Consider the following 25,862-nt stretch of genomic DNA (forward strand, 5'->3'; position numbering starts at 1 on the left):
TTATTCTCTAGAGAGTTCCATAAATATATCCTCAATTTCCGGTGTAATCAACTGGACTTCAACGTCTTCAATTCCTTCATCTTCCAAGTGTTTTTTTATCTCATTCGGATCAAAATCATCTCGAGAATCCATATAATGAAGCGATTCACCAAAAGGATAATTACTATGCGTGTATTGATATTTTCCTAAAACTTGTAAGCTTTTGTAAATCGAATTGGTACGTATATTAATGACTTCTTTAGCAAAGTTCTTCACAATAGCTGAAGGTGTATCAACCTGAAGGATTTCACCCTGGTTGATAAATGCAATGCGATCACACAAAGCTGCTTCATCCATATAAGGCGTGGACACAAAAATGGTGATATCCTTTTTTTGAAGCTTCTTTAACATGTCCCAAAATTCCTTTCTTGAAACTGGATCAACGCCCGTTGTCGGTTCGTCCAGAAACAACACTTTTGGTTTGTGGATCAAAGCACAACTCAGAGCTAATTTTTGCTTCATTCCGCCAGATAAATCTCCAGCTTTCCTCTTTTTGAAAGGCTCTATTTGGATATAGATGTCTTTTATTAAATCGTAGTTTTCCTCAATATTTGTGTCGAAAATTGTAGCAAAAAAATTAAGATTTTCTTCAACCGTTAAGTCTTGATAAAGCGAAAACTTTCCGGGCATATAACCTATATTTTTCCTTAATTTTTTATAGTCTTTAATAACATCAAATCCAGCAACGTTTGCACTACCTTCATCAGGTAAAAGCAAACTTGCCAGAATCCTAAATAGCGTGGTTTTACCAGCACCATCGGGTCCTATCAACCCAAAAAGCTCATTTTCTTTGACTTCAAGGCTGATGTGTTTTACGGCTTTTAAGTCCTTAAAGGATTTGGAAATGTTGTTGATATGAAGGCTCATGACTTAGGATTGTACAGTGACCGTTGGATGAATAGTGATTTCAGATTTCACTGAATTTGAAATAAGGCAGGCTTTCTTTGCTTTCCAAAGTACTTTTTCGGCCTTTTCAATGAATGACTCATCTGAAACAATTACTTCAGGATACAATTGAATTTCACTCATCATCGGGCGCCCATCGACTTTATCTAAAATTCCTTTAGACTTGCAATTAAAGCTAACAAAGTCAAGTTTGGAGTACTCTGCAATCGCAAGAAACGTCGTCATCAAACAACTGCTCACTGCAGACGTAAATAAATGCTCTGGAGTCCACGTGTAAGGGATTCCACCCGAAAATTGAGTTGGAGGTGCAACTTCCATCGCATTTGCGATATTCTCCTTAGCATTATGCAATTCTGGGGAATACATTTTTCCCTTGCGGGTATGCAACCATTCTATGTCAACATTATAAATATGCTCAGTCATTTCTAATCTTGTTTTATTATGAGTTTATTTTAAGATAATTTACTTCAGCCAAACTTCAGCCGGCATGCCTATTTTCAGTTTACCATCGTTTTCAACTTCAACTTTAATGGCATAAACTAAAGCCACTCGCTCCTCCTTGGTTTGGATAATCTTAGGCGTGAATTCAGCTTCATCAGAAATCCAGGTGATAACCCCTTCATAAGAAATCATCCCATTTTGTGAGTCTACTTTCACTTCTACCTTATTTCCCAAACTGAAATCGGTCAACTGGAGTTCTGAGATGTATGCTCTGATTTCTAATCTTGATAAATCAGCAATTTCAAATAGCGGCTTGCCGTATTGCGCCACTTCGGAAGCCTCTGCGTAGGTGTTGAGCACTCGACCATTAATAGGGCTTTTTATCATACTTTTTTGAAGTAAATCCTCCAATTCTTTCAATTGAATTTCAATGAGCTGAAGCTCGGTAAGCACTGAGGTGTTTTTGGACTTCACACTATTTATTTGCTGATTTAAAGCATTGATTTCTCCTTGGATATTATCTAATTGCTGTTGAGTTGCGGCATTTTCACCTAACATCTGTTTGATGCGATTTCGATTTATTTTAGCGGTTTCTAACCTCGCAGAAAGCACACTGATTTCTGCCAACACGCTGCTAGAATTGGCTTGTATGACTTCTTTAAGTTCATTCCATTGGTATACTTGACCTTCTAATTTTTCTTGTGCTTCTTTAGCCTCAGCTGTAGAAGCGAAAGCCGTTAAATTCGCACCCATTGGACTTGGTAAATTTTCACTGATTAAGTAAGCCGAATTTTCAGCTGAAATCATTTCGCCAGGTTGATTATAATTAGCGACAAGCAACTTAGCATTTTCAAAATTTTGTGGCTCTTCTTTTATATAATTCACCATACATTCTATAGCGTCAAACTTTCGTTGTTTGCCTTTTTCTGTCACGAATTGAGCTGAATGTGTTTTTTGAACAATAATGTGTTTAAAAAAAATTGGGGAACCGCTTCTTATGGGTTGTTACTAAAGGAAATCAGTGACGGCGAAATCTACCACAATGCTTTTGAGAACAACACCACAGGAATCACAGCAGATGGTTCTACGAGAATAACATATCGTGAAAATGACTTCATAAATAATGGTTACGCTGTAAAATTCGTAGGTGGTAGCTATCAGAATAATTTTTCAAGAAATAATTTCCTCTATAATAACTTCGATTTGAGTTATTCTGGTGGCTTAAATGATAATAGCTTTGATAAGAATTATTGGAGTGATTATACAGGTTATGATTTGGACAAAGATGGATATGGAGATGTGCCTTATCGCCCTGTGAAGCTATTTAGTTACCTGGTAAATGAAACGCCTGAAAGTATCATTTTATTAAGAAGTTTATTTATAGATATCATCAACTTTTCTGAGAAAGTGACTCCAGTTTTCACTCCAAAAAATCTCACCGATCAACAACCTTTAATGCGCGAAGTACAATGGTAGAATTTAAAGATATTCATAAAAATTTTGGTAAAAATGAGGTGCTCACAGGCATCAATTTAAAGATTCAAAAAGGTAAAACTACCGCTATTTTAGGTCCTAATGGCTCTGGAAAAACCACCTTAATCAAAATATTACTCGGAATGTGTCATTCAAGTAAAGGCGATATTTTAGTGGGTGAATCCAATACCAGAAACAATTGGTCCTACAGAAAAAATATTGATTATTTACCACAAATCGCCAACTTCCCTGGAAACATAAAGGTGAAAGAAATCATAGCAATGATCAAAGATTTGCGACATCAAAAAACACGTGATACAGAATTGATTGACTATTTTGAACTTGAACCCTACCTCAACACCAAACTGAGTCATCTATCTGGTGGTTACAAGCAAAAAGTAAACTTGGTACTTAGTCTTATGTTTGACAGTCCATTTGTTATTTTGGATGAACCCACTTCAGGCCTGGATCCTCTATCCCTGATTAAATTAAAAGACCTGCTCAAAAAAGAACAGGACAATGGAAAAACAATCCTGATAACTTCTCACATCATGAGCTTTGTAGAAGAAATCTCAGACCATATCAGTTTTATTTTAGATGGTAAAGTCTATTTTGACGGAAGTATAGACGATTTAAAATCAAACACAGGAGAAACCGATTTTGAATACGCCATTGCTAACTTATTAAAACACAATCATGCTTAAAATATTAAAATACAGTTTTTTTGATTTGGTAAGAAGCCGTTGGAGCTATGTCTATTTCTTATTCTATCTGCTTTTGAGTTCGGTGTTGTTATTTTTGAACAACGACCTATCAAACACCATTATCACCCTGCTCAATGTTGTGATCGTTTTAGTACCACTCATCGGAACTATTTTCGGGGTAATGTATTACTATGATTCACAGGAATTTACAGAACTGCTTTTAGCACAACCCATTAAAAGGCGGTCAATATTTTTGGGGCAGTTTTTAGGTGTGGCTACTTCCCTATCCTTAAGTGTGTTATTAGGCCTGGGCATTCCCTTTGCGTTGTATGGTTTATTCGAATCCAATGTTATTTTCGATTTTTTAATTCTGATTGTAGTCGCTGTTTTTTTAAGCTTCATATTTAGTGCTTTGGCTTTCAATATTGCCTTGTCCAATACCAATAAAATTAAAGGATTTGGATATGCCATTTTATTATGGTTGTTTTTGGCAGTCATTTATGACGGTACTTTTTTGATTGCCCTCATTTATTTTCAGGAATATCCTTTAGACCAATTTACCCTCATCGCTACGCTGTTTAATCCTATCGATTTATCACGAATTCTAATTTTATTGAAACTTGATATCTCCGCACTACTGGGTTATACAGGAGCTATTTTTAAAGACTTTTTCGGCACTTTAACAGGAAGCCTAGTGTCCTTAGGGGTATTAGCAGTGTGGGTAGTTTTACCTTTATGGCGAATGCTTTGTATAGCCAATAAAAAAGATTTTTAATATCCTGAACTTGATTCAAGTCATAAACTAAGGCCTGATCTAGTCGTAATTTTAAGTTATAATTTAAATCCTAAGCATTATGTCCTTAATAAAAGATAAAACAGTTGCTGAGCTGGTCAGTGAAAATATAAATACAGCTCATGTTTTTAAAAAACACGGTATTGATTTTTGTTGCGGAGGAGGTATCAGCGTTGATAAAGCCTGCGAAAAAAATCAAGTTCAATTAGATGATTTACTAGAAGATCTTCAGAATCTGGAAAACAAAGGCAGAACCTATGATTATAAAAAGTGGGACTTGCATTTTCTGGCTCAACATATTGAAAATGTTCATCACAGCTATGTAGAAGAAACTATCCCGATACTGATTCAATATACCAATAAAGTAGCAAAAGTTCACGGCAGCACCAATCCAGAATTGATCCAAGTGAGAGATTTATTTGTTGAAGTCGCTAATGAGTTAACTCCACATTTGAAAAAAGAAGAGCTGATATTATTTCCTTTTATTGCTAAAATGGAACGCGCATTTAAAGATGCTAAGAAAGTAGAGCGACCTCATTTTGGAACGGTAGAAAACCCTATTGCGATGATGGAAGACGAACATGAAGCCGCAGGAGATCTATTTAAGGAAATTGCTTCTTTAACTCATAACTATACCCTACCAGAACATGCCTGTAATACATATCGAGCTATGTTTCATAAACTAGAAGAATTTGAAAATGATTTACATTTACATATTCATTTAGAAAATAATATCCTTTTCCCAAAGGCTTTAGCTTTGGAAAAGGAAGTCCTTTCATAGTTTGTTTTGATTGATGATGACCCTAAAACAGCACTTTATAAATAGTCTTTACTATTTTCTTATAACAGCTGTTTTAGGGTTTTTTTTGAGACTAGAATCTACAGCGTTCAGCTTTGATATCATAAGCAACTACAAATATGTGGTGCATGCGCACTCTCATATTGCGTTATTAGGTTGGGTCTACTTAGGTTTGAGTAGCTTTATTGTCCATTTTTTTATTAAAAAAACAAAAATTAGGCAATACTACATCAAGATATTCTGGGCCGCACAAGCCTGTTTAATCGGGATGCTTATCGCTTTTCCTATTCAGGGTTATACTTTAGTTTCTATACTATTCTCCACCTTATTTCTAATTGTAAGCTATATATACTTCGGATTTATCATAAGGCATACGCCCTCAAAATTCAAATCTAGAAAATCATACCTTCTCATAAAACATGCTTTGTTTTACATGGTGCTATCATCGGTTGGGCCGTGGGCTCTTGGAGCTATCATGACCACTTTAGGTAAAACCTCAGTATGGTATAAATTGGCTATTTATTTTTATCTGCATTTTCAGTACAACGCTTGGTTTGTACTGGCTATGATAGGGATCTTGGTATTCATTTTGGAGAAGTATAAATTCAAAATTGAAACCAAATCCTTTTCTAAATTTGTTTACCTATTCCATATAGGAATTATCAGCACCTTCTTTTTGTCCACACTTTGGGCAACCTCACACTGGTCGGTCTATCTGCTAGGTAATTTAGGAAGTCTGTTTTTATGGATTGGCTTATTTTACTTATGGAAATCGATTCAAAATCCGTTTAAGGCTTTTTATAGTTCATTGGCTAAACAATCTAAATTTATTCTGAAATTCCTCATATCCGGTTTCATCTTAAAGTTGATCATGCAAACTTTAAGCGGAATTTCTTTTTTTGCTGAAATGGCCACTGCTAACTTAGATGTGGTTATTGGTTATTTACATTGGTTTTTCTTAGGGGTTGTCAGTTTGTTTTTATTGTTTTTAGCTTCTCATTTGAAATGGATCAAGCTTTCAAATTTCAGCTTAAGCCTTTATCTTATTGCTTTTATAGCAACTGAATTTCTAATTTTCTACCGGGCTGGTATGGTCATTTACAGGTGGAGTTATTTGTCAAATTTGAATATTTATTTAGCAATGGCTTCATTTATATTTAGTGTCGCTATCATTATAATTTTGATTCAAAGTTTTTTGATAAGGAAGAATCAAAATCAGATGATTAAAAAAAATTAAGCTAAACGTTTACAGTTAAACGTGAATCTTTAATTTTTAAAAATGGACTTCTCTTCAATTGTCATTTTGATCTCGCTTATCACTCATCCACTTTAAATACTTTCAACTTGCTTTTAGTCATCCTTAATTCTTCCTGTAAATCATCAATTTGATGTAATAAATTATGGATCACGTCAATACCTTCAATATTGATATTGAGGTCATAATGAAACTGAATAGCTCGCTCAAGCGTTTTCAATTGTTCATTTAAAATGTACTTTTTATCATCCACAACAATAATTTCAATAACACCGTATTCATTTAAAGCATTAATAAAAGAAAAGTTGATGTCGCAGTTCGAGCAGAAGTGTTCGACAAGTACTAACTTATTTGTTTCCATGAGATCTGATATTTTGTAATTCGATAATCAATTGCTTTTCTTTATCTGAAAGATTGGTTGGTAATTTCACATTGTAGGTTACAAACAAATCACCAAACTCATTCTCTTTTTTATAGACAGGAAAGCCTTTCCCTTTCAATTTGACTTTGGTACCAGATTGGGTTTCTGGTGCAATTTTAAGTTTGACTTTACCATCAAAAGTATCTATCAAAACTTCTCCACCCAATAGGGCAGTGTAAAGATCTACATCTGTTGTGGTATACAAATGCTTTCCATCTCGTTTAAAGTCTGTATTGCTATTAATTGAAACGGTTATGTATAAATCTCCATTTGGACCGCCATTGATTCCGGGAGCACCATGCCCGTTGATTTTTATAACCTGACCATCTTCAATCCCTGCAGGGAAAGTCAGGCGGATTTTTTTGCTATTGACGGTTAGGGTCTGCTTTTGAGTGGTATAAACATCCTTTAGGTTGAGTTCTAGTTGAGCATTCAGATCCTGACCTCTAAACTTGGTTTGTCTAGTTCTTCCTTGACTACTTTTACCCTGATCACCAAACATCGATTCAAAAAAGTCTGAAAAATCTCCTGAAAATTCTTGCTGATTTGAATATCCTCCAGCATTTTGATAAGCTTGCTGTTGCTGTCTTTGCTGCCGCTGAGCTTCTTTAAATTCATCGGCGTGTTTCCAATCCTTACCAAACTCATCGTACTTTTTCCTTTTCTCAGGATCACTGAGCACTTCGTGAGCCTCGCTGACCTGTTTGAACTTGTTTTCCGCTTCTGGATTGTTAGGGTTTAAGTCTGGATGGTATTTTCGCGCCAGCTTGCGGTATGCAGCTTTTATCTCCTTTTGATTTGTCTTTTTATTAAGACCTAAAGTATTGTAATAATCAACAAATTCCATAGTTTATAGTTGAGCTTAACCATTAATTACCTTTACTAAGGTATAGACTTTTTATGAAAAAATCTGATATATATATATACACTTTAAAACTCGAAGGTGATTAAGATATGCTAAAGTTTAAATTGGATTAAGTTTGACTTTAAATGTTATCTGATTCCTGAACAGATTGAACTAAGTCTACCAGGCTTATTATGGAATTTTTAGTTTTGAAAATTAAAATTTTTGATTCTAGTCCAGTATTTATGACATGACCTTAGTCATATATGAAAAGGACAAGTTTGCTTAACTTTGAATTATTCTGATAAAGATAATTATGAAAAATGCCTCTTTGACTCAAAACCTAAAATTCAATAAGGATAAGCCACTTATCACTATTCTATTCGAAACCGATTTTACTAAGGAAATCAGAATTGCCTTGCACCAAGGCACAACGATGAAAGAACACAAAACATCTTTTCCTATTGTTATAGAAATTCATGATGGCGAAATAGATTTCGGCGTTAGTGGAGAGATTAAGAATATGACAAAAGGAGACCTCATCGCCTTGGAAGCTAATGTGCCTCACGACTTGTTAGCCAAAAAAAACACCATTGTTCGACTAACGTTAACCAAGCAGGATAAATCTGAACGGGTTCAGGATGTTGTCAATCAATAAGAGTATAAGCCATAAAAGCTTATGAAGTCCTTTAGGTCTTCAAAAAACAATCACTTCCAAAACTTGTCAGGCCAAACTTCACATGCTTTTTGTGAATCGTGAATGTCTTGAAATTCTGCGAGCTGTTTTTCATTCATTTGCTCTTGAATCAAATTAAACAACTCCCGCTCTTCCAAACGGATATGCTTTTGAAGTAACTCATAAATAGCTTTGATATCCTCATAAGATTTAGATTCTACTTCAAATAAAGATTTCAATTCCCGGTGTTGTTGTTTTACTTTTTGAACGAGAAGCTGCTCATTACCAAACTTTGGGAATAAATACTTTTCTTCCATTTCAAAATGCGGAATCAAATGATGTTTCCAAAACCAGGTAGCATAAGCTTCCATGCTTTTTAGATTAGCTTTTTTCGCCACTCCCTTTTGTAAACGCAAGGCAAAAATAAGCCCGTCATGATGTTCTCTACTCAAGTTTTTTAAGGCATCATGACGTTTAATTGGTGAATTATTCATGTTCCAAAATAACTAAAAATAAGTGAGATGCTAATCTGAAGCATCTTTCTTTCTATCCATGTACATGGTCATAAATAGGTGTGAAGCCATATTTCTGGCGTTATTTTTCGCACGGTTAGCCAGATCGCCCTCGAAATGCTCGTCTATAGTGGCAAACCATAGATTTAACCAGATACCAAAATGCTTTTGTTCAATACTTTCATTAAAGTGTTTGTCAACATTTTGATGTGCCAATTTGGGATTCCCTTTATAATTTCGTTTAAAAAACAAATTCGTCTCCCAGAAATCAGTTAATTTTTCAAGATGTTCATCCCAATCTAAAATCATTTCATTAAAAAAATGTCCTATGTCTTTATTCTGACGAATTTTTTCGTAAAAATGATGCACTAATTTGGAGACATCTTCTCTTGTTTTTAAGTCGTGACTCATTAGAAAAAGGTATAATAAGCAATTGTAAATACACTTGATAAAACGCTAATCACCTGAAGCAGAAAGGCCATCTTTGGTTTAAAACCAACTAAAACAGCTGCATTATAAACCATGCAGATAATTACAATCCAGCCTAGGTGAACAACATGAAATACTGTATTTCCATCAGCTAGAATCATCATTGCAGCAATAGAACCCAAGCAACTAGAAGCAATAATCCCCAATACAGAATTAGCCATGTAATACTTTTCAAAATCATCTGATAAACTCTTAATTAGATTCATAATTTGTAGTTTTAAATTACTCAAAACTACAAGTATGTCTCACCACTGTTTATGATTTGAATCAATTGAAAACTATTGGAATTCGTCTTACCTAAAAATCTTACGTTTTTTTATTTCAATGTCACCTTTTTTCTCCAAAGCTTTACAAGCTCTTATTACCGTTTCTACGCGTAAACCAGTAAGATCTGCAATCTGTTGACGCGTGAGATCCACTTCCAGAATCTCATGAGTCTCCATCTTTTGAATATGCTTTTTGGTATAGTCCAGCAACCTGATGATGCGATGTTCAGGATCCTGAGATGAAATTTCTGAAGCCATAATTGCTTTGTAGTAAAGTCGCGAGGCCAGTACTTCAGAAATATTAAAATGTGCTTCAGGGTGTTTATTTAACAAATCAAAAAAAACATCTTTAGGCAACCGAAAAACCTCTACATCTGTAATAGTTTCTGCTCCTGCTGGATAGTTTACGTCTGCAAATAAGGGCGGTTCACCAAAGCTTTGATCTGAATAAAAAATCCCTTGAATAAACTCTTTACCATCCCTATTAAAGTTATTCATCTTTACTTCACCCGTTTTGATTTGATAATAATACTGAGCTTTACTTCCGTATTCGAAAATAACGTTGCCTCTTTCAATTTCGAGAATTTCTGCATTAAATTGAATCAATAATTTGGGATCTATCATGAAACTATTTTATAAGCTTAAAGATGTGGATTTTAAAAAAATTAAATGTCTCACAAACAGAATTTTTTAAAATTATATTTGGGAATGTGATTAAAATCACACAACAAAATAAAGGTTCTACTTATTTTTGCGTTGTGCAAAACTGGAAGTTACATATTGCTTTATTCTTAAGCCTCACTGTGCTTTTATTCACCATTAAGTCGGCCTTTTGGCTATCTTACTATATGGTATTTACCGAAAATTTTATAGAAAATTACTGTGAAAATACAGATCAGCCTGAGCTGGAGTGCGACGGTAAATGTTTTCTAAGCGATATGCTTGATAAAAAAGATAAGGATGCTCCAAAAAACACTTCTATTTTTCTGGAAACCGAGCTGGTTTTCACAACCTCTATTTATGATATAGCTCTTGAATTGCAGGAACCTACATTTACGAGTCAACATTCTTTTTTTTACATATCACACTACAATCCTTTCTACTTAGAAAGCAGTTTCAAACCTCCCGCCCTTTCTGTTTAACACCAGTATTTTAAAACACATTTGTTAAACTAGAACTGCTTAAACATGAAATTTATTTTAAGCGCAGTACTCTATACGTTTAGTTTTATGACGCTTTTAGCGCAAACTAAATCTATAGAAGTAAAAGACGCACAAACCCAAGAAACTCTTACTGGCGTATACGCCATCAATCAAAATAACAAAAAAGACTATCGCCTTACCGAAAATAACTTATTGAAGTTAGACTTAGGGGAAGTCTACCTTATAAGTCACATAGGGTATAGCCCTTTATTACTAAAGATTGAAACGACTACTCCAGCAATCATAACCCTAGAAGCTTTAGAAACTAAGCTGGGAGAGGTATTGGTAACTGGACGAATTTTTCAAGACCCGGTTATGAACACTATTACTCCAGACTTGACTGAACGTGTGACGCAACCTAAAAACGTAGCTGACTTATTCAGGGATATTAATGGGTTTGGTCTCATCAAAAGAGGAAATTACGCCATCGACCCCTCCTTTAGAGCTGCACAATATGAGCAACTCAATATTCAGTATGACGGCGGAACTAAAGTGATGCATGCCTGCCCTAACCGGATGGATCCCATTACCACGCACGTCATGCCTGAAGATATTTCAAAAATTGAAGTGGTTCGGGGCCCTTACACTATGCGCTATGGTGCCACGTTTGGCGGTCTTATCAATATGGTGTCCAAGCGACCAGAAGTAGGTAATTATGGGTTATCAGGGAGTGCGTCCACAGGTTATGAAACCAACGGAAACTCGTTGGTCAACATGGTTCGACTGCAATATGCAGAAGAGAAATTTGATGTGGTGGGCATGTATGGCTACAGAGATTTTGGAAATTATGATGATGGAGCTGGACGTGAAATCCCATCCTCCTTTAGAAGTATCGATTATAGCCTCCGCATGGGTTATAATTTCACTAGCCTAGAGCGATTACAATTGCATTGGAGGCAATCTTTTGGCAGAGATGTGCTTCACGCGTCCTTACCAATGGATTCAGACTTTGATGATTCTTCTATGTTATCTCTGGATTATTTCAAAAAGAGACCAGGAAAGACACTTCAAAACATAAAAGCCAAAGCTTATTATTCTTACGTAGATCATCTGATGAGCAATAGCAGAAGAAGCAATTTTGCAGTTGCAGAGGCAGTAGCTCCTGTAGAGGCCACCACAGCTGGAGGTCGATTTGAACTGGAGTGGAAACTCGATGAGTTCTGGACGCTCTTTACCGGGACAGATGCCCTTTTAATTAGTAGAGATGGGCAAAGAAACCGGCTGGTCAAACAAAACATGATGGGCATGCCGCTAGATCCGCCGCTGGCATTTACAGATAAGATCTGGCAAGATTCATTTATAAACAATTATGGTTTCTTTGCAGAATCACGGTATAGACTCAATTCCTCAACAGTACTCAATGCTGGTGTTCGCTATGATTTGGTCAACTCCGATATTCAAGATCCTGAAGCAGATTTTCAGGCTTACTACCCTGGATTAGGAAACAGAACTGAGCATAATTTTAGTGCTACCGCATCGCTTAAGAAACTGCTGGATCCAAATAATCAATTGGAATTTGCCTTTGGCCGTGGGGTACGATCTGCCAACATGATCGAACGGTTCATCAATCATTTTCAGGTAGGTCAGGATTCATTTGAATACATTGGTAATCCCAATCTGGATGCTGAAGTCAATAATCAATTTGAAGTCGCTTATACGGGCAAGAAGATATTAGATGGTGCCATCAATAGGTTAGACTGGGGCGCCTCCGTGTATTTTTCTCATTTTGAAAATTACATCGTGGCCATCATAGACTCTACCAAAACCAGGAAGTTTATGCCTGCACAAGAACCACAAAATCCCAAGGTATTTAGAAATCTTGAAGATGCTTACAAAACAGGGTTTGAAGCTAACTTAAGCGTAGCATTTTTGGACAATTTTCAATTGGATGCAGAGACTGCTTATGTGTATGCCAGAAATGAAGATTTGAGTGAGTCTTTACCGCTCACTCCACCATTGCGAACCAGGTTGAGTTTGCAGTACAACAAAGATAAATTTTGGGCTGCAACAGATGTAAGGTTGGTGAGCCGGCAAGATGAGCTAGCCACATCCTTTGGTGAAAACCAAGCGACTCCTGGTTACGAATTGATAGACTTCCGTTTGGGCTATGAACTATTTCCAGGCTTGGATTTGGGTGCAGCGGTTCTCAATGCATTTGATCAGCAGTATTACGATCACCTTAATTTTGCTTTCAGAAATCAAGCCGATGCTGGCTTGAGTGGTCTGGAACGCTTAACAGATCCGGGGCAGAATTTTACAGTATTTGTTAAGTATGCGTTTTAACTATTTGGACGTTTTACGGGCTGTCCGTTGCAAGTCCGCAGTATAATAGCCAGAAATTTCTAGCAATGGCAGTAGCTTCCTTAAGGTCGCTCTGCCACTGCTTTTTTCAAGGCTATTATCCTTTACGGGCTATCCACTACCATCCCGAACGCAAAAAAATCTGATTAGTAAAAATGAGCTTAATAGTAAACCTAACGTAGAAGTTGCTAATCTAAAAGTTAATAAACATAACTAAATTCATTATCTTAACAATTAAATAAAAATCGAACAATTATGACAACAACAAGAACATTTTATTCTTTTACTCTAATGATAGTCTTAGCTTTTGCAACAATGTCTTGCAATCAAAAATCAGATCAAAAAGAGGATTCGGCAAAAGAAACAGTTATGTCTTCTGATGGGGCAAGTAAAGCAGACAAAAAAACTGAATCAATTGATGCTGAAGCAACGTTCACCTTACCAGACTTACCTTACACTTATGATGCGTTAGCACCTTATATCGACGAACTTACCATGAGAACACATCATGGTAAACACTTTCAAGGCTACACTAATAAACTCAATAAAGCTATTGAAAACACGGAATTTAAAGAAAGCTCAATCACTGAAATTTTAAAATCGGTTGATCCAAATTCTTCTGCGACTCGAAATAACGGCGGTGGATATTATAACCATAAACTATTTTTTGAGAGTCTTTCTCCAGAACCAAAACTAAAGCCTGGAGGTGAATTAATGGATGCCATTGAAACTGATTTTGGTTCTTACGATGCTTTTATAGATGAGTTCTCCAAAACAGCTGGGAGTGTTTTTGGTTCAGGCTGGGCTTGGCTAATCAAAGATGAAAATGGTAAACTGGCAATTGTGGGTACAGCCAATCAGGACAATCCGTTAATGTCTTTTGCAGAGAAACAAGGCTTTCCATTAATGGGCATTGACGTCTGGGAACACGCCTACTACCTCAACTATCAAAATAAAAGGGGCGATTATATTGAAGCTTTTTTTAGCGTTTTAGATTGGGAATATGTTGAGAATAGGTATGCACAATAGAGAAAACTAAAATCGAGAGATAAAATTTAAGGTCTTAACGAAAAAGATTTTAAATACTCGGTTTTTTTGTGCTGTCTTTCACTAGTTCTAAAACATCTAGAAATCAAAAGCAGTGGTAGTCGTTTCCATAGGGAAGTTCTGCCACTGCTTTGTTTTTATGCAGTTATTCTTGAAGAGCTTACCATTCCAAACGCAAAAAAATATTTTTAGCTTCTTACTTATTTGAACATTTGTTACATTCAGTATGAATCTTACTTTCTAATTTTGCACAATCAAATTCAGAAGAAAAATGAATGCATTTATAAAATTATTTTCTCTCATAGCTATTCTATTCAATCTTGGGGTTATGCAAGCTCAGGAAGAAATAAAATTTACGCTGCAAGAACTAAAGATCAAAGTTCTTCAAGACAACAGGTCGCTTCAAGTTAACGACAGTAAATTCAGAAAAATAAGAGCGCGCTATCGACAAACCAATGCGGCATTTTTACCTCAACTAAGTGCTTCTCACAGTTTTTACAGAACCAATAATCCTGTACAGGCTTTTGGAACTTTATTGAATCAAGGTGTTTTTACAGAGCCGGATTTTCAAATCGATAATTTGAACAATCCAAGTGCTATTTCAAACTTCACTACAGCCTTAAGGATTCAACAACCACTTATCAACCTGGATAAATGGGCTCAGCGTTCAGCACTAAATGCTCAAAAGGAAGCACAAGAGTACCAGAATGCATTTGAAGAAAAAGCGCTTTTAGTCGAAGTAGAAAAGCTTTATATGCAACTTCAATTGGCATACAGAGGTGTTGAAGTACTTGAGCAAACGAGAAAGATTGCCAGACAGAATTTTGAAAGTATAAAGAATTTTTATGAAGAAGGTTTATTGGTGATGCCAGATGTATTGAATGCAGATGTAAGATTAAACGAAGTTGAAAATGAATACATCGCCGCATCCAATCAGCTCAAAAATCTTTCTGATTATCTCCTGTTCCTCATGAACAATGATTCCAACGCGGTTATAAAACCAGATTCCAAGCTTGAACTTAAAGTGGTGGCTTTGGAAGAAAATAGTCAAATTGAAACCAGAGAAGATGTTCTGGCCGTCAGTTTGAAAGCAGAAGCCCAATCCAAAATGCAAAAAGCTTCAAAATTGTCTTTTTTACCATCGCTAAATGCTTTCGGAAATGTACAGTGGTTTGCTGACGAGATTTTCACGACAAATTCCAGAAACTTTTTTGTAGGCGCTTCTCTTAATTGGAATATTTTTGAAGGTGGCAAAAACATCGCAAAACTGCAAGAAGAGACTGCAGGCTTGGACCAATCTAAATTGGAAGCCTCCATGTATACCTCTCAATCTTATTTGGAACTGGAAAAAGCCAGGCGACAATTTCGTGAGGCAGAACAGAAGCTCAATAGAAATAGACTTTCCTTGGAACAAGCAGAAAAGGCTTACCAGATTAGAAAAGATAGATTTGATGAAGGTCTGGAAAGAACCACAGATTTACTTCAGGCTGAACAGCAACAATCTTCTATGAGACTCGCTTTTAATCAATCCATATTTGAATTTAATTACGCCCAGCTATACGTTCAATTTTTAGCAAATACCTCTACTTATGAAAACTAAACTATTACCTATATTATTTATTTCATTGCTTACGTTGAGCTTAGCCAGTTGTGGGGAAGAAACACAAAACGAAAAAACTGAACCACAAGCCGTCAATGTCAAAGTTCAAAATCCTACAACTACTTTACCTCAGCGTTTGAGCCATAAGGGGAAAATCCAGTCTTCAAAATCTATTGATATTCAATCCAGAGGGTCGAGCTATGTGGAACAAATTTTTGTAAATGTTGGAGATAAAGTCGAAAAAAATCAATTACTCGTAAAATTAAATAGTGAGGACATCGCTTCAAAACGAACTCAGCTTTTAGCTCAACTTGAGGAAGTAAATGCAAGCCTTGAAAATACTGAAAGAGACTATGAACGCTATAAAAATTTGAGAGAAAAAAATAGTGTTTCAGAAAAGGAACTTGAATCCATAAAACTGAAATTTAAATCTGTACAAAGTCAGAAAGCTGCCGTTGAAAGTCAGTTGAAAGGCATAGAATCAGAATTAAAATATTTCAACATCAAGTCACCATTTGATGGAATTATAACCTCCAAGCATTTGCAAGAAGGTGACTTGGCCAATCCACAGATGCCTATTCTTCAAATGGAAGTCAACAATGCTTTCGAATTTCACTTTTCGGTTTCAGAACGAGAAATTTCCGCTTTGAGAAAAGGACAACTTTCCACGGTTGAAATTTCAAACGATCATCAAAAAATCGATGCGCAAATTTCAGAAATAAGTTCGTCGTCACTCAATTCTGGCGGGCAATACATCATTAAAGCCAAACTTTTAAACAGCGATAATATCGATTTATTTTCAGGTCAGCAAGGCGAAATACAATTGGTAACAGATAAGTTGGACCAGGGAGTTTTTGTTCCTGAATCTGCTTTGATAAGACGCGGAGGCTTGCAAGGCCTTTATGTGGTGAGTGCAGAACAAAAAGCAATGCTAAGGTGGGTAAAAGTTGGAGCTAATAACGGAAAGCATATTGAAATATTATCTGGTATCCAGACTGATGAAAGCATTATTACCTCATCAGACTCCAAACTATACAATGGTATAAACGTAAACTACTAGATCCTATGAAAAATGGTATTGCTGGAAAACTAGCCAACGCATTCCTTACCTCCAAAATCACTATTTTATTGATGGTGGTATTTATGGGAGTAGGTATTTATGCCACTTTACTTATTCCCAGAGAAGAAGAACCACAGATAGATGTACCTATGGCCGACATATTTGTGAGCTATCCTGGTGCAAGTCCCCAAGAAATTGAGTCTAAAGTTATAATTCCCTTGGAACGTATTATTTCTAACATCGACGGGATTGAATATGTTCACACTAATTCCATGCAGGGACAGGCCATGCTCATCGCTCAATTCTATGTGGGTGAAGATATTGAAAGGTCTTATGTGAAACTCCATGATGAGATCATGCGCCATATGGATCAAATCCCAAAGGGTGTTTCACAGCCGCTCATCAAGACACGCTCTATCAATGATGTGCCGGTTGTTGGATTGACTTTGCATAGCGAAAAACATGATGATTTCCGACTTAAGCAAATTGCAGACGAATTGATCATGGAGATCGAAAAGGTTGAAAATGTAGCTTCCACTGAAGTTATCGGCGGTCGAAGCAGAGAATTAAAAATTTATTTTGATCACCAGAAAGCAGCGTCGTATAATCTGGATATTTTAAAAGTGACGCAGTCAATTCAAGCTAACAATTCAAAATTTAAAAGTGGAAACATCCAAAATCAAGATGAGAATATACTTATTACCACTGGAAAATTCATCGAAACTGAAAAAGATTTAAAGCAAATCGTTGTTGGAACTTACCAAGACCAACCGGTATATTTAGATCAAATCGCCAAAGTAGAAGATGGAGCCGAGGAGCCAAAAAATTATGTAGAATTCGGTTTTGGGGCTGGAAGTGCAGAACAGACAAAAATGCCATCCTCTTATTCTGCTGTGACTTTATCTGTCGCTAAGCGAGAAGGGTCGGATGCGATGCAGGTAGCCGACCAGATTTTAGCTCAAAAAGAGCGCTGGGAAAAGTTTATCATACCCCATGATATCGAACTTGAGGTCACAAGAAATTATGGTGAAACCGCTTCAGCTAAAGTATCAGACTTGCTGTTTAACCTTCTCAGTGCTATCATAGCAGTAACGCTAGTCGTTATGATTTCTATGGGTTGGCGTGGCGGACTTGTGGTGTTTATCTCAGTCCCTGTGACCTTCGCTTTGACTATGCTGAGCTATTACCTATTTGATTATACCTTAAATAGAATTACGCTATTTGCCCTCATTTTCATTACAGGAATTGTGGTAGATGACTCTATTATTATTACAGAAAATATGCACCGGCATTTCAAAATGAAGAAGAGGTCCCTGCGAAAAGCGGCTATTTATGCGATCAACGAAGTAGGAAATCCAACTATTTTGGCAGCCTTTATAGTTATTGCTTCAGTGCTTCCTATGGCATTTGTGAGTGGGATGATGGGACCCTACATGAGTCCAATGCCTATTGGTGCTTCTATCACAATGATTCTTTCTTTATTTATAGCCCTTACTATTGTGCCTTATTTAGCCTATCACTTTTTAAAAGGTGATGGAAAAGCAGAAAGTGATGAAGAAGATGATGAGGAAGCGATTAAAGAAGCAGATAAACTTGGTGACGAAAAATTAAAAGAAACGAGAATTTATAAACTCTACGAAAAAATTCAAAGACCACTTCTTGAGAGTTCTAAAAAGCGCTGGCTTTTTATAGGTAGTACATTTGTCATCCTTATCGCCTCGCTACTTTTATTTTTAAATGAATCTGTGTTGGTAAAAATGCTTCCGTTCGATAACAAAAATGAATTTCAGATTGTTATCGATATGCCGGAAGGGACAACTTTAGAACGCACTCAAGCTGTGACTTTAGAAATTGCAGAATACGTTAAGAGCCGTGATGAGGTTGTCAACTATCAAACTTATGTAGGAACCGCTTCTCCAATCACGTTTAATGGCTTAGTGAGACATTACGATTTGAGAAAAGACGCTCACTTAGCCGATATTCAGGTCAATATCACCAACAAAAGTGAACGCAGTGCACAGAGTCATGATATCGCCAAGTCATTCAGAAAAGATGTAAAAGCGATAGCAGATCGCTTTGGCGCAGCTATCAAAATTGTAGAAGTACCACCTGGACCTCCCGTTCTATCAACAATTGTTGCAGAAGTTTATGGACCAGATTACGAAGAACAAATCAAGATTGCCCAAAATGTAAAGAAAATTCTACAGGAAACCCAAAGTGTAGTCGATATAGACTGGCGGGTAGAAGCCGACCAGACCGAAGTTGAATTTATGGTAGACACCGAAAGAGCTAACCTCGAAGGTGTAAGCGCACAGCAAGTGGCAGAAACCATGCATCTGAGCCTTGGTAATGCATCAATCGGCATGGCGTATAGAGAAAATGAACGCGAACAAGTTAGTATCACTTATTACACTCCAAATGTGGATAAATCATCTATTGAAGATTTATTTAAGTTGAAAGTGAGATCTCAGCAAGGCCATATGGTGAATATTGGCGAACTGGTCAATCTAGTAAAGCAACCTATAGAAAAAAGCATTTACAGGAAAAACAAGCGCCGCGTAGTTTACGTTACTGCAGAGATGGCTGGAGAACTGGAAAGTCCTGTTTATGCTATTTTAGGCATGGAAGAGTATCTAAAAGATATGCACCTGCCTGAAGGTTATTCTATAGAAGAACTGTACACCGATATTCCCGTAGATACCGATGACTATTCCGTAAAATGGGATGGAGAATGGCAGATTACGCTCGAAGTGTTTAGAGATCTGGGAATTGCATTTTTAGGGGTTATTTTTATTATCTATATGTTGATTGTTGGCTGGTTTCAAAGCTTCCGTTCTCCTATTGTGATGATGATTGCTATACCGCTTTCCTTGATAGGCATTGTTCTAGCTCACTGGCTTTTCGATGCTTATTTTACAGCGACTTCATTTATAGGAATGATTGCCCTGGCGGGCATTATGGTGCGTAACTCAGTCCTACTTATCGATTTTATAGAAATCAGGCTCAATGAAGGTATTGCTTTTAAGCAAGCCATCGTTGAAGCAGGTGCTGTGAGAACCACCCCTATTTTACTCACAGCTGGGACTGTGGTCATAGGTGCTGTTGCTATCCTTTTTGATCCTATTTTTCAAGGTCTTGCTTTATCATTAATGGGGGGAACTATTGTTTCCACGTTCTTAACGCTGATTCTGGTTCCCCTCGTGTTTTATATGGTGATGAAAAAGAAGTATAACTAATTTGGCCTTCAAACGGGCTGTCCGTTATTAGTCCGCCTCACAGAGCCTAGAGTCTCTTAGATATTGAAGGAGCTTCTCACATCGCTCTACTTTGCCTAGAGGTTCTAGGCTTTTAATTTAACGGGCTATCCACACACATCCCGAACGTATTACTATGTTTTACTATAAAATCTTCTTACTTAATTTTTAGTATCTTAAAATTTTAAACTAAATCTTAATATAATTAGATAATGAAAACGTTTCTGAGTTCTATTGTTTTTTTCCTGATCGCCTCTTATCATGTCAACGCACAACTAGACGTAGCCTGGAAAGAAACACCCACATTGAGTATCTATGGTTTTGCAGACCTTTTTTATGCTTATGATTTTAATGAGCCTCAAGGTAATATCAGGCAGCCATTCCTTTTCAATCATAATAGACATAACGAGTATAATTTAAATTTAGGTCTTTTCAAATTGAACTTGGACCATCCTAGATATAGAGCTAACCTTGCTTTACAAACTGGAACTTATGCCAACGACAACTATGCTCAAGAGCCTGGAGTCTTAAAAAATATTTTTGAAGCCAACATCGGTATCGCCCTTACTGCTGATCAAAAATTATGGCTGGATGTAGGAATCCTACCTTCTCACCTGGGCTTTGAGAGCGCCATTTCTTTAGACAATTTTACCCTTACCCGATCGTTATCGGCAGAAAGTTCTCCCTATTTTCTGGCCGGAGCTAAATTAACTTACCAGCTTAGTGAGAAGCTGGAGCTTGCAGGACTTATGGTCAATGGCTGGCAACGCATTCAGCGGCTGGAAGGAAATTCACTTTCTTCGTTTGGAACACAACTCCTTTACAAAACCTCTGAAAATTTGAGTTTGAACTGGAGTACGTTTGTAGGAACAGACGATCCCGATGACACTCGACGCATGCGCTACTTCAGTAATCTTTACAGCCAATTTCAGATTTCAGAGCGCTTTCAATTTCTAGCTGGATTTGACGTTGGTGCACAGCAATCTTCTAAAGGAAGTTCGAGTTACGATCTTTGGTTTAGCCCTACGCTTATTGGTCAGTATACCATAAATGAAGCCTGGAAAACCGCCTTACGGGCAGAATATTACCAAGATGAAAAAGGGGTGATCATTTCAACTTTAACGCCTAATGGATTTAAGACAACAGGTGTTTCTGCAAATGTGGACTACTCTCCTATTCCTCATCTAGCCTGTAGACTGGAAGCCCGCTGGTTTAATAGTAAAGATGCTGTATTTGAAACTGAAAACGATAGTAAAACGTCTAACTTTTTTGTTGGAGCCTCTATTGCAATTCAATTTATGGAGGTGATTGGTCAGCGTTAATGGGTTGTTTGTTCTCAGTTTTCTGTTGACGGTGATCTGTTAGCTGAGTACTACTTCAGGATTCGGTGTTTCATATTCAACATTTTTTATCAAATAGCCCCGATAGCAATGGAAAGCCTGGAAGACGAATTGCTGAACAAAAGCTAGTTCCAAAAAGCGACCAACGGAAGCTCTTTTGGGACTTTGGTTTTGCCTGCCATTCGCTGAAGTTTTGAAATGTATAGCGGGATAAGCTCCAAAAAAAAAAGCAAGAAATGATTTCCTGCCTTTTTAATAAAACTAAAATTCAATTTATTGCGCAGTCCAGCCGCCATCAAGCGTAAAAGATGAACCAGTGATGGCGGATGAATTTTCTGCTGCCAGAAATAAAGCCAATTCTGAAATTTTTTCTTCTGGGATAAACTCTTTCACTGCTTGCTTTTTCAGCATGACCTTTTGGACAACTTCCTCTTCTGTTAATCCGTGAGCTTTACTTTGATCTTTAATTTGTCCTTCAACCAGCGGCGTTTTGACATACCCAGGACAAATGGCATTACAGGTAATATTTGACCCGGCACCTTCCAGACCAAGGACTTTTGTGAGTCCTATGATACCATGTTTTGCAGAGACGTAAGCGGATTTAAATTCTGATGCCCTTAATCCATGAACAGAAGAAATATTGATGATCCTTCCAAAATTATTTTTCTTCATACCAACCCAAACTGTTTTGGAGGTGATAAATGCTGCAGTAAGATTGATCGCAATAATAGCGTTCCATTTTTCTAAAGGAAATTCTTCTAAGGGAGATACATATTGAATTCCTGCGTTATTGATAAGTATATCTATTGTTTCAAATTTTTTGAATGTTGTTTTTATGAGTTTTTCAATTTCTTCTGGATGCATGAGGTTTGCATTGGAAAAATCTGTTTTTACATTGTATTCCTCTGCTACTTTTCTAGCTATTTCTGAGCCATTAGTTTCCAAGCCATGAAACATCACATTATATCCCTTGCTGGCGAAAGCTCGGGCAATGGTATAACCAATGCCGCTGGTGCTTCCTGTTATGAGTGCTGTTTTAGTCATTTTTCTAAAAAATTTAAAACTATACTATTAAATTGAGTAGGTTGATCCATAGTTACTCCATGTCTTGACTGGCTGACCACTTCAACTTTGGAATCTTTCATTTTTTTGGCATAGGCTTCTTTCAAGGAAACTGGGGTGTAATCCAGATCTGAAGCTATGACCAATGTGGGAACCTTTATGTCCTTAATCTTTTCACCAACTCCCCATTCCATAAGCGTTATAAATGAATTGAAATAGCTTTCTACAGGATTCATTTTTGCTCGATTGTAAAAGGCCTCCCTAAGTTCTAGTTGTTCATCTTCTGGAAACATGCTTTCTGCTATTTGTTTGGCTAGAGGCTCTATTCCAACTGTTTCTAGAATTCTGGTTCGGTCCTTTATCATTTCTTTCCCCATTTCACCTAAATCGTTGAAATCTGGAGCTGTGTTGACAACAATCAGTTTAGAAATCAATTTGGGATGCTTTACGGCCATCTCAAAAGCTATGGCACCACCCATGGAAAATCCAACAATCACACATTGTTTTATGGCTAATTCCTGAAGCAAAAGCTGATTATCTTCTGCACAAAGAGAAATACCGTATTCGCTTCTGTTTTCTGGTTTTGATGAATTCCCATGGCCCCGAAGGTCTGGTGCTATAACCCGATAATGTTTGGAAAAGATGTCAACCTGCATGTTCCAGTCAGCTTTTGTGGATCCCAGACCATGAAGGAGAAGAATTGTTTCTCCTTCCCCCTTGTCAAGGTATTCCAGTTTTATGCCGTTGCTTAGTTTTTTACTTCGGATCATAATTTGGTTTACATTTTGTTCTTTTTATTTTGACCAAACTGATACTTCAATTCTACTAGATATAATCTTCCGATAACTGGTGAGGCCACAAACTCTCTGACTTCAGAATCGAAAATGTTGGTAACAGAAGCACCAAGGCTTAAATTTTCATTAATGTTATATCCGAGGTTGATATCAAAATTTACAAAACCTCCGAGTGGACCATAGTTCCATGTTCTTCCAACTCTTGCGTTTTCAACAATTTCATTGACTCCGTCTCCATTAAGGTCTTGAGTTTCTGCAGCGACATTGATACCTGAGAAAAAATCATATTCCTGCACCCATCTACTAAAAATAGATCCGAAAAATTTATCACCAGTGTAATAATAACCCAGGTTTGCTTTATGCTTTGGCGTATTAATAGGTAAGTCTGTTTTAGTTACAACCCCATCCCTGTTGGCATCATTAGCTGAATCGTTCAGATCGAGATCGTAGTCGAAATATGAATAGTTAAAAGCCAATCTGTTTCTGTCATTTAGGTAATAATTCAATCCAAGATCTGCTCCGTAGGTGTCCACTTTTCCAAAGTTTAAGTAAGTAAGGACAAATCCACCATTGGCTCCAGGAGTAACATCATTGATCGGAGTAGCACCTCTACTTACAACAGGATTGTCAGGTTGTGCAATGTTTAATAATGGGCTAAGGAAATCCTCAGAAACATTATAATATGCGTTAGCGTCAATAAAAAGTTTATCTCCAAAAAGTTTTCCTTTATAACCAGCTTCTAATGACCGTATAGTTTCTACCTTCAATTCAGGGATTTGAGTACCATCCTGTAATGTAAAACCTTCTCCGTTACCCAATACAAGGCCTCCAAAAAGGTTTCCACTTAAATTTAATATTGAGGGCGCTGCTATGCCTTTTCCATAAGTAAGTCTAAAACTTCCAAAATCATAGTTTTTAACAAGGGCAGCTTTTGGAATAAAGTTTCCGCCATAAAGTTCGTGGTCATCATATCTTCCTACCAACAGAACATCAAGGTCGATATCTTCAAAATTATACTCTAGTTGACCGTAGAACCCTGTCTGGTCAATAATTATTACTCCATCCTGATCCAATAAATAAGTTCCTTGTGAATCTGCTCTATCCTGTTGAAATTGAGCACCCGCAACATAAAGAAGATTACCAATCTGATTGTTGTATTGTGCCTCTGCATTCAATCTTCGCGACGCATCCTTAAATACTGCACCTCTCGGAAGAGTTATGCCACCACCTGGTGCACCTTGGATAGGAAAGAAAGCTTCAGTAAAAGAACGGCTTCTAGCCTCTTGTTCACCAAAACCATTTTCGATAAAAGACACATAATTTTGTGTTCTTTGATTCATTGCATAGGTATCTTCTGTATTACTCCAGTGATGATACACATTAGCATAGACACGTGGAGAAACAAATTTCAATTGTGCGTAATCTATGCTCCAATCTTTGATCTGATTTCTACCAGCGTTGGTCACGCCAATATTATTGTTGTTACTGTGTCCATAAGAAGCAATAAGATCTGTTCTGTTATTAAATGAATAATAAGTAGAAGCCCCATATCTTGTAACTGAAAAATCTCTATCCAATTCCAATTCAGGATAGGCTGTTGTTCCAACATAAACAGAATCTACGTAATTGAATTCTTCACCTTGTTGCCTTTCTCCCCAAACTTTGAAAGCAAATTTGTCATTTACAACCTGAGCATGGCGAGCGCGCACGTTAAATTGTTTTTGGTTACCTCCCGCCAGAGCAATTGTTGTTCCTTCTGAAGATCTAGGATCTTTAGTAATAGTACTTATCAATCCATTATGAGCATTCGGTCCGTACAATGCAGCGTTTGGGCCTAAAATGATTTCATTTCTTTCGATATCATCCCTAATAATTGTAGTAAAACTTCCAAAAGGCAAGCCAGTAGCTATAAGAGAGGAAATTCTTCCGTCTTCTACCTGTAGATTTTTACTATTGAAAGCAGAATTAAAACCACGAATATTGATGCCAATTCCCTGAACTCCGGTTCTAACGTAATCCACACCCTTTTGCCTTGCAGCCAACTCTGCAGGATTTCCAGCATACCTTTCAATATCTTCAGAATTAATAATATTAACTGTAGCTGGAGCTCTCGTTACTTTTTGTGGCCTTCTGTTGGCTGAAATCACAACCTCATCGATCATTGCTGAAGACTCAGATAAACTGAAATTTTCAACAAGAGCATCATTATCATTTACGACTATATTACGGGAAATGGTTCCGTAACCAATGTAAAAAACGTCTAAGGCATATTCTCCAGCATCAATATTTTTGAGCAAATATTTACCGTTGGAATCTGTAACCGCACCTATATTGGTTCCTCTTAGCACAACGCTAGTGCCTTTAAGTGGTTCTTGAGTATTTGCATCTGTAACAGTTCCGCTTACGTTGCCTTTTTGAGCATAAGCAGCCATACTGATTAACAGACAAAGGAACATTGACATATGTATCTTCATAACATAGATTTTTAATTGTTTAAGACTAAATTAAGAATTGACTTAAGCCTGTGATGAGAAGAAAAAAAATTACTTCATGTGACTCCTGAAATAAAAAGCTGCTACATGTT

The 25,862-nt window shown here is 36.9% G+C and carries 24 protein-coding genes and 1 pseudogene; 13 read left to right on the forward strand and 12 right to left on the reverse strand.

The genetic code is table 11. The features are described 5' to 3' along the window. The 3 genes from LB449_RS08065 to LB449_RS14040 are packed head-to-tail and all read right to left on the reverse strand — an operon-like array spanning nt 1 to nt 2,319. On the reverse strand, nt 1-906 hold the full coding sequence (locus LB449_RS08065) for an ABC transporter ATP-binding protein (RefSeq protein ID WP_224454586.1): 906 nt from the start codon (nt 904-906) through the stop codon (nt 1-3). A 3-nt stretch (nt 907-909) separates the two neighbouring features. Then, nucleotides 910-1,368, reverse strand: a complete 459-nt coding sequence (locus LB449_RS08070) for an OsmC family protein (RefSeq protein WP_224454587.1) — start codon at nt 1,366-1,368, stop codon at nt 910-912. A 39-nt stretch (nt 1,369-1,407) separates the two neighbouring features. Continuing rightward, nucleotides 1,408-2,319: an HlyD family efflux transporter periplasmic adaptor subunit gene (locus LB449_RS14040; RefSeq protein ID WP_224454588.1), complete on the reverse strand. Its 912-nt coding sequence runs from the start codon at nt 2,317-2,319 to the stop codon at nt 1,408-1,410. 21 nt (nt 2,320-2,340) lie between these two features. Here LB449_RS14040 and LB449_RS08080 point away from each other — a divergent pair. The 5 genes and pseudogenes from LB449_RS08080 to LB449_RS08100 all read left to right on the forward strand — a co-directional run. Then, nucleotides 2,341-2,862 (forward strand): annotated as a pseudogene (locus LB449_RS08080) (NosD domain-containing protein); the annotation flags it as partial. Then, nucleotides 2,856-3,563, forward strand: coding sequence for an ABC transporter ATP-binding protein (locus LB449_RS08085; protein WP_224454589.1), 708 nt, complete (start codon nt 2,856-2,858; stop codon nt 3,561-3,563). The pseudogene LB449_RS08080 and the gene LB449_RS08085, both read left to right, overlap by 7 nt. Next, entirely contained in the window at nt 3,556-4,338 is a 783-nt protein-coding gene (locus LB449_RS08090) for an ABC transporter permease (RefSeq protein ID WP_224454590.1), read from the forward strand. The genes LB449_RS08085 and LB449_RS08090 overlap by 8 nt, the downstream gene beginning before the upstream one ends. Nucleotides 4,339-4,417: 79 nt before the next feature. Further along, nucleotides 4,418-5,137 (forward strand): iron-sulfur cluster repair di-iron protein, encoded by a 720-nt coding sequence (gene ric, locus LB449_RS08095; RefSeq protein WP_224454591.1) that lies wholly within the window; start codon nt 4,418-4,420, stop codon nt 5,135-5,137. 13 nt (nt 5,138-5,150) lie between these two features. Further along, nucleotides 5,151-6,392 (forward strand): hypothetical protein, encoded by a 1,242-nt coding sequence (locus LB449_RS08100; RefSeq protein WP_224454592.1) that lies wholly within the window; start codon nt 5,151-5,153, stop codon nt 6,390-6,392. Between the two features lie 79 nt (nt 6,393-6,471). Here LB449_RS08100 and LB449_RS08105 read toward each other — a convergent pair whose 3' ends face one another. Then, a complete protein-coding gene (locus LB449_RS08105; protein WP_224454593.1) occupies nt 6,472-6,771 on the reverse strand; it encodes a chaperone modulator CbpM in 300 nt (99 codons plus the stop codon). Continuing rightward, entirely contained in the window at nt 6,758-7,678 is a 921-nt protein-coding gene (locus LB449_RS08110; RefSeq protein ID WP_224454594.1) for a DnaJ C-terminal domain-containing protein, read from the reverse strand. Before LB449_RS08110 ends, LB449_RS08105 begins: the two co-directional genes overlap by 14 nt. Before the next feature lie 313 nt (nt 7,679-7,991). Between LB449_RS08110 and LB449_RS08115 the strand changes: the two genes are divergently transcribed. Next, nucleotides 7,992-8,333 carry a cupin domain-containing protein gene (locus tag LB449_RS08115; protein WP_224454595.1) on the forward strand — a complete coding sequence of 114 codons (342 nt, stop codon included), beginning with the start codon at nt 7,992-7,994 and terminating at the stop codon, nt 8,331-8,333. 50 nt (nt 8,334-8,383) lie between these two features. Here the strand turns inward: LB449_RS08115 and LB449_RS08120 are convergent, their stop codons facing one another. The 4 genes from LB449_RS08120 to LB449_RS08135 form a co-directional block, all read right to left on the reverse strand. After that, entirely contained in the window at nt 8,384-8,845 is a 462-nt protein-coding gene (locus LB449_RS08120) for a hemerythrin domain-containing protein (protein ID WP_224454596.1), read from the reverse strand. A gap of 30 nt (nt 8,846-8,875) precedes the next feature. After that, nucleotides 8,876-9,274 carry a group III truncated hemoglobin gene (locus LB449_RS08125; RefSeq protein WP_224454597.1) on the reverse strand — a complete coding sequence of 133 codons (399 nt, stop codon included), beginning with the start codon at nt 9,272-9,274 and terminating at the stop codon, nt 8,876-8,878. Beyond that, nucleotides 9,274-9,558, reverse strand: a complete 285-nt coding sequence (locus LB449_RS08130; RefSeq protein WP_224454598.1) for a hypothetical protein — start codon at nt 9,556-9,558, stop codon at nt 9,274-9,276. The genes LB449_RS08125 and LB449_RS08130 overlap by 1 nt, the downstream gene beginning before the upstream one ends. Before the next feature lie 87 nt (nt 9,559-9,645). After that, nucleotides 9,646-10,242 carry a Crp/Fnr family transcriptional regulator gene (locus LB449_RS08135; protein ID WP_224454599.1) on the reverse strand — a complete coding sequence of 199 codons (597 nt, stop codon included), beginning with the start codon at nt 10,240-10,242 and terminating at the stop codon, nt 9,646-9,648. Between the two features lie 86 nt (nt 10,243-10,328). Here LB449_RS08135 and LB449_RS08140 point away from each other — a divergent pair, with 86 nt between their 5' ends. From LB449_RS08140 to LB449_RS08170, 7 genes are all read left to right on the forward strand, one after another. Further along, complete coding sequence (locus LB449_RS08140) at nt 10,329-10,760, forward strand: hypothetical protein (protein ID WP_224454600.1); 432 nt, start codon at nt 10,329-10,331, stop codon at nt 10,758-10,760. 45 nt (nt 10,761-10,805) lie between these two features. Next, entirely contained in the window at nt 10,806-13,103 is a 2,298-nt protein-coding gene (locus LB449_RS08145) for a TonB-dependent receptor domain-containing protein (RefSeq protein ID WP_224454601.1), read from the forward strand. Between the two features lie 273 nt (nt 13,104-13,376). Next, nucleotides 13,377-14,150 (forward strand): superoxide dismutase, encoded by a 774-nt coding sequence (locus tag LB449_RS08150; RefSeq protein WP_317196209.1) that lies wholly within the window; start codon nt 13,377-13,379, stop codon nt 14,148-14,150. 289 nt (nt 14,151-14,439) lie between these two features. Continuing rightward, nucleotides 14,440-15,768, forward strand: coding sequence for a TolC family protein (locus LB449_RS08155; RefSeq protein WP_224454602.1), 1,329 nt, complete (start codon nt 14,440-14,442; stop codon nt 15,766-15,768). Next, nucleotides 15,758-16,828: an efflux RND transporter periplasmic adaptor subunit gene (locus LB449_RS08160; protein ID WP_224454603.1), complete on the forward strand. Its 1,071-nt coding sequence runs from the start codon at nt 15,758-15,760 to the stop codon at nt 16,826-16,828. Before LB449_RS08155 ends, LB449_RS08160 begins: the two co-directional genes overlap by 11 nt. A gap of 5 nt (nt 16,829-16,833) precedes the next feature. Next, nucleotides 16,834-20,064 carry an efflux RND transporter permease subunit gene (locus tag LB449_RS08165; protein WP_224454604.1) on the forward strand — a complete coding sequence of 1,077 codons (3,231 nt, stop codon included), beginning with the start codon at nt 16,834-16,836 and terminating at the stop codon, nt 20,062-20,064. A 230-nt stretch (nt 20,065-20,294) separates the two neighbouring features. Next, nucleotides 20,295-21,404 (forward strand): porin, encoded by a 1,110-nt coding sequence (locus LB449_RS08170; RefSeq protein ID WP_224454605.1) that lies wholly within the window; start codon nt 20,295-20,297, stop codon nt 21,402-21,404. A 291-nt stretch (nt 21,405-21,695) separates the two neighbouring features. Here LB449_RS08170 and LB449_RS08175 read toward each other — a convergent pair whose 3' ends face one another. Genes LB449_RS08175 through LB449_RS08185 form a run of 3 tightly spaced genes read right to left on the reverse strand, consistent with a single transcriptional unit; the run spans nt 21,696 to nt 25,752 of the window. Next, nucleotides 21,696-22,466, reverse strand: coding sequence for a 3-hydroxybutyrate dehydrogenase (locus LB449_RS08175; RefSeq protein ID WP_224454606.1), 771 nt, complete (start codon nt 22,464-22,466; stop codon nt 21,696-21,698). Then, nucleotides 22,463-23,254, reverse strand: coding sequence for an alpha/beta fold hydrolase (locus tag LB449_RS08180; RefSeq protein ID WP_224454607.1), 792 nt, complete (start codon nt 23,252-23,254; stop codon nt 22,463-22,465). The genes LB449_RS08175 and LB449_RS08180 overlap by 4 nt, the downstream gene beginning before the upstream one ends. A gap of 8 nt (nt 23,255-23,262) precedes the next feature. Continuing rightward, nucleotides 23,263-25,752, reverse strand: coding sequence for a TonB-dependent receptor (locus tag LB449_RS08185; RefSeq protein ID WP_224454608.1), 2,490 nt, complete (start codon nt 25,750-25,752; stop codon nt 23,263-23,265). Between the last annotated feature and the right edge of the window lie 110 nt (nt 25,753-25,862).

The organism is Psychroflexus lacisalsi, from assembly GCF_020164495.1.
Taxonomy (GTDB): Bacteria; Bacteroidota; Bacteroidia; order Flavobacteriales; family Flavobacteriaceae; genus Psychroflexus; species Psychroflexus lacisalsi.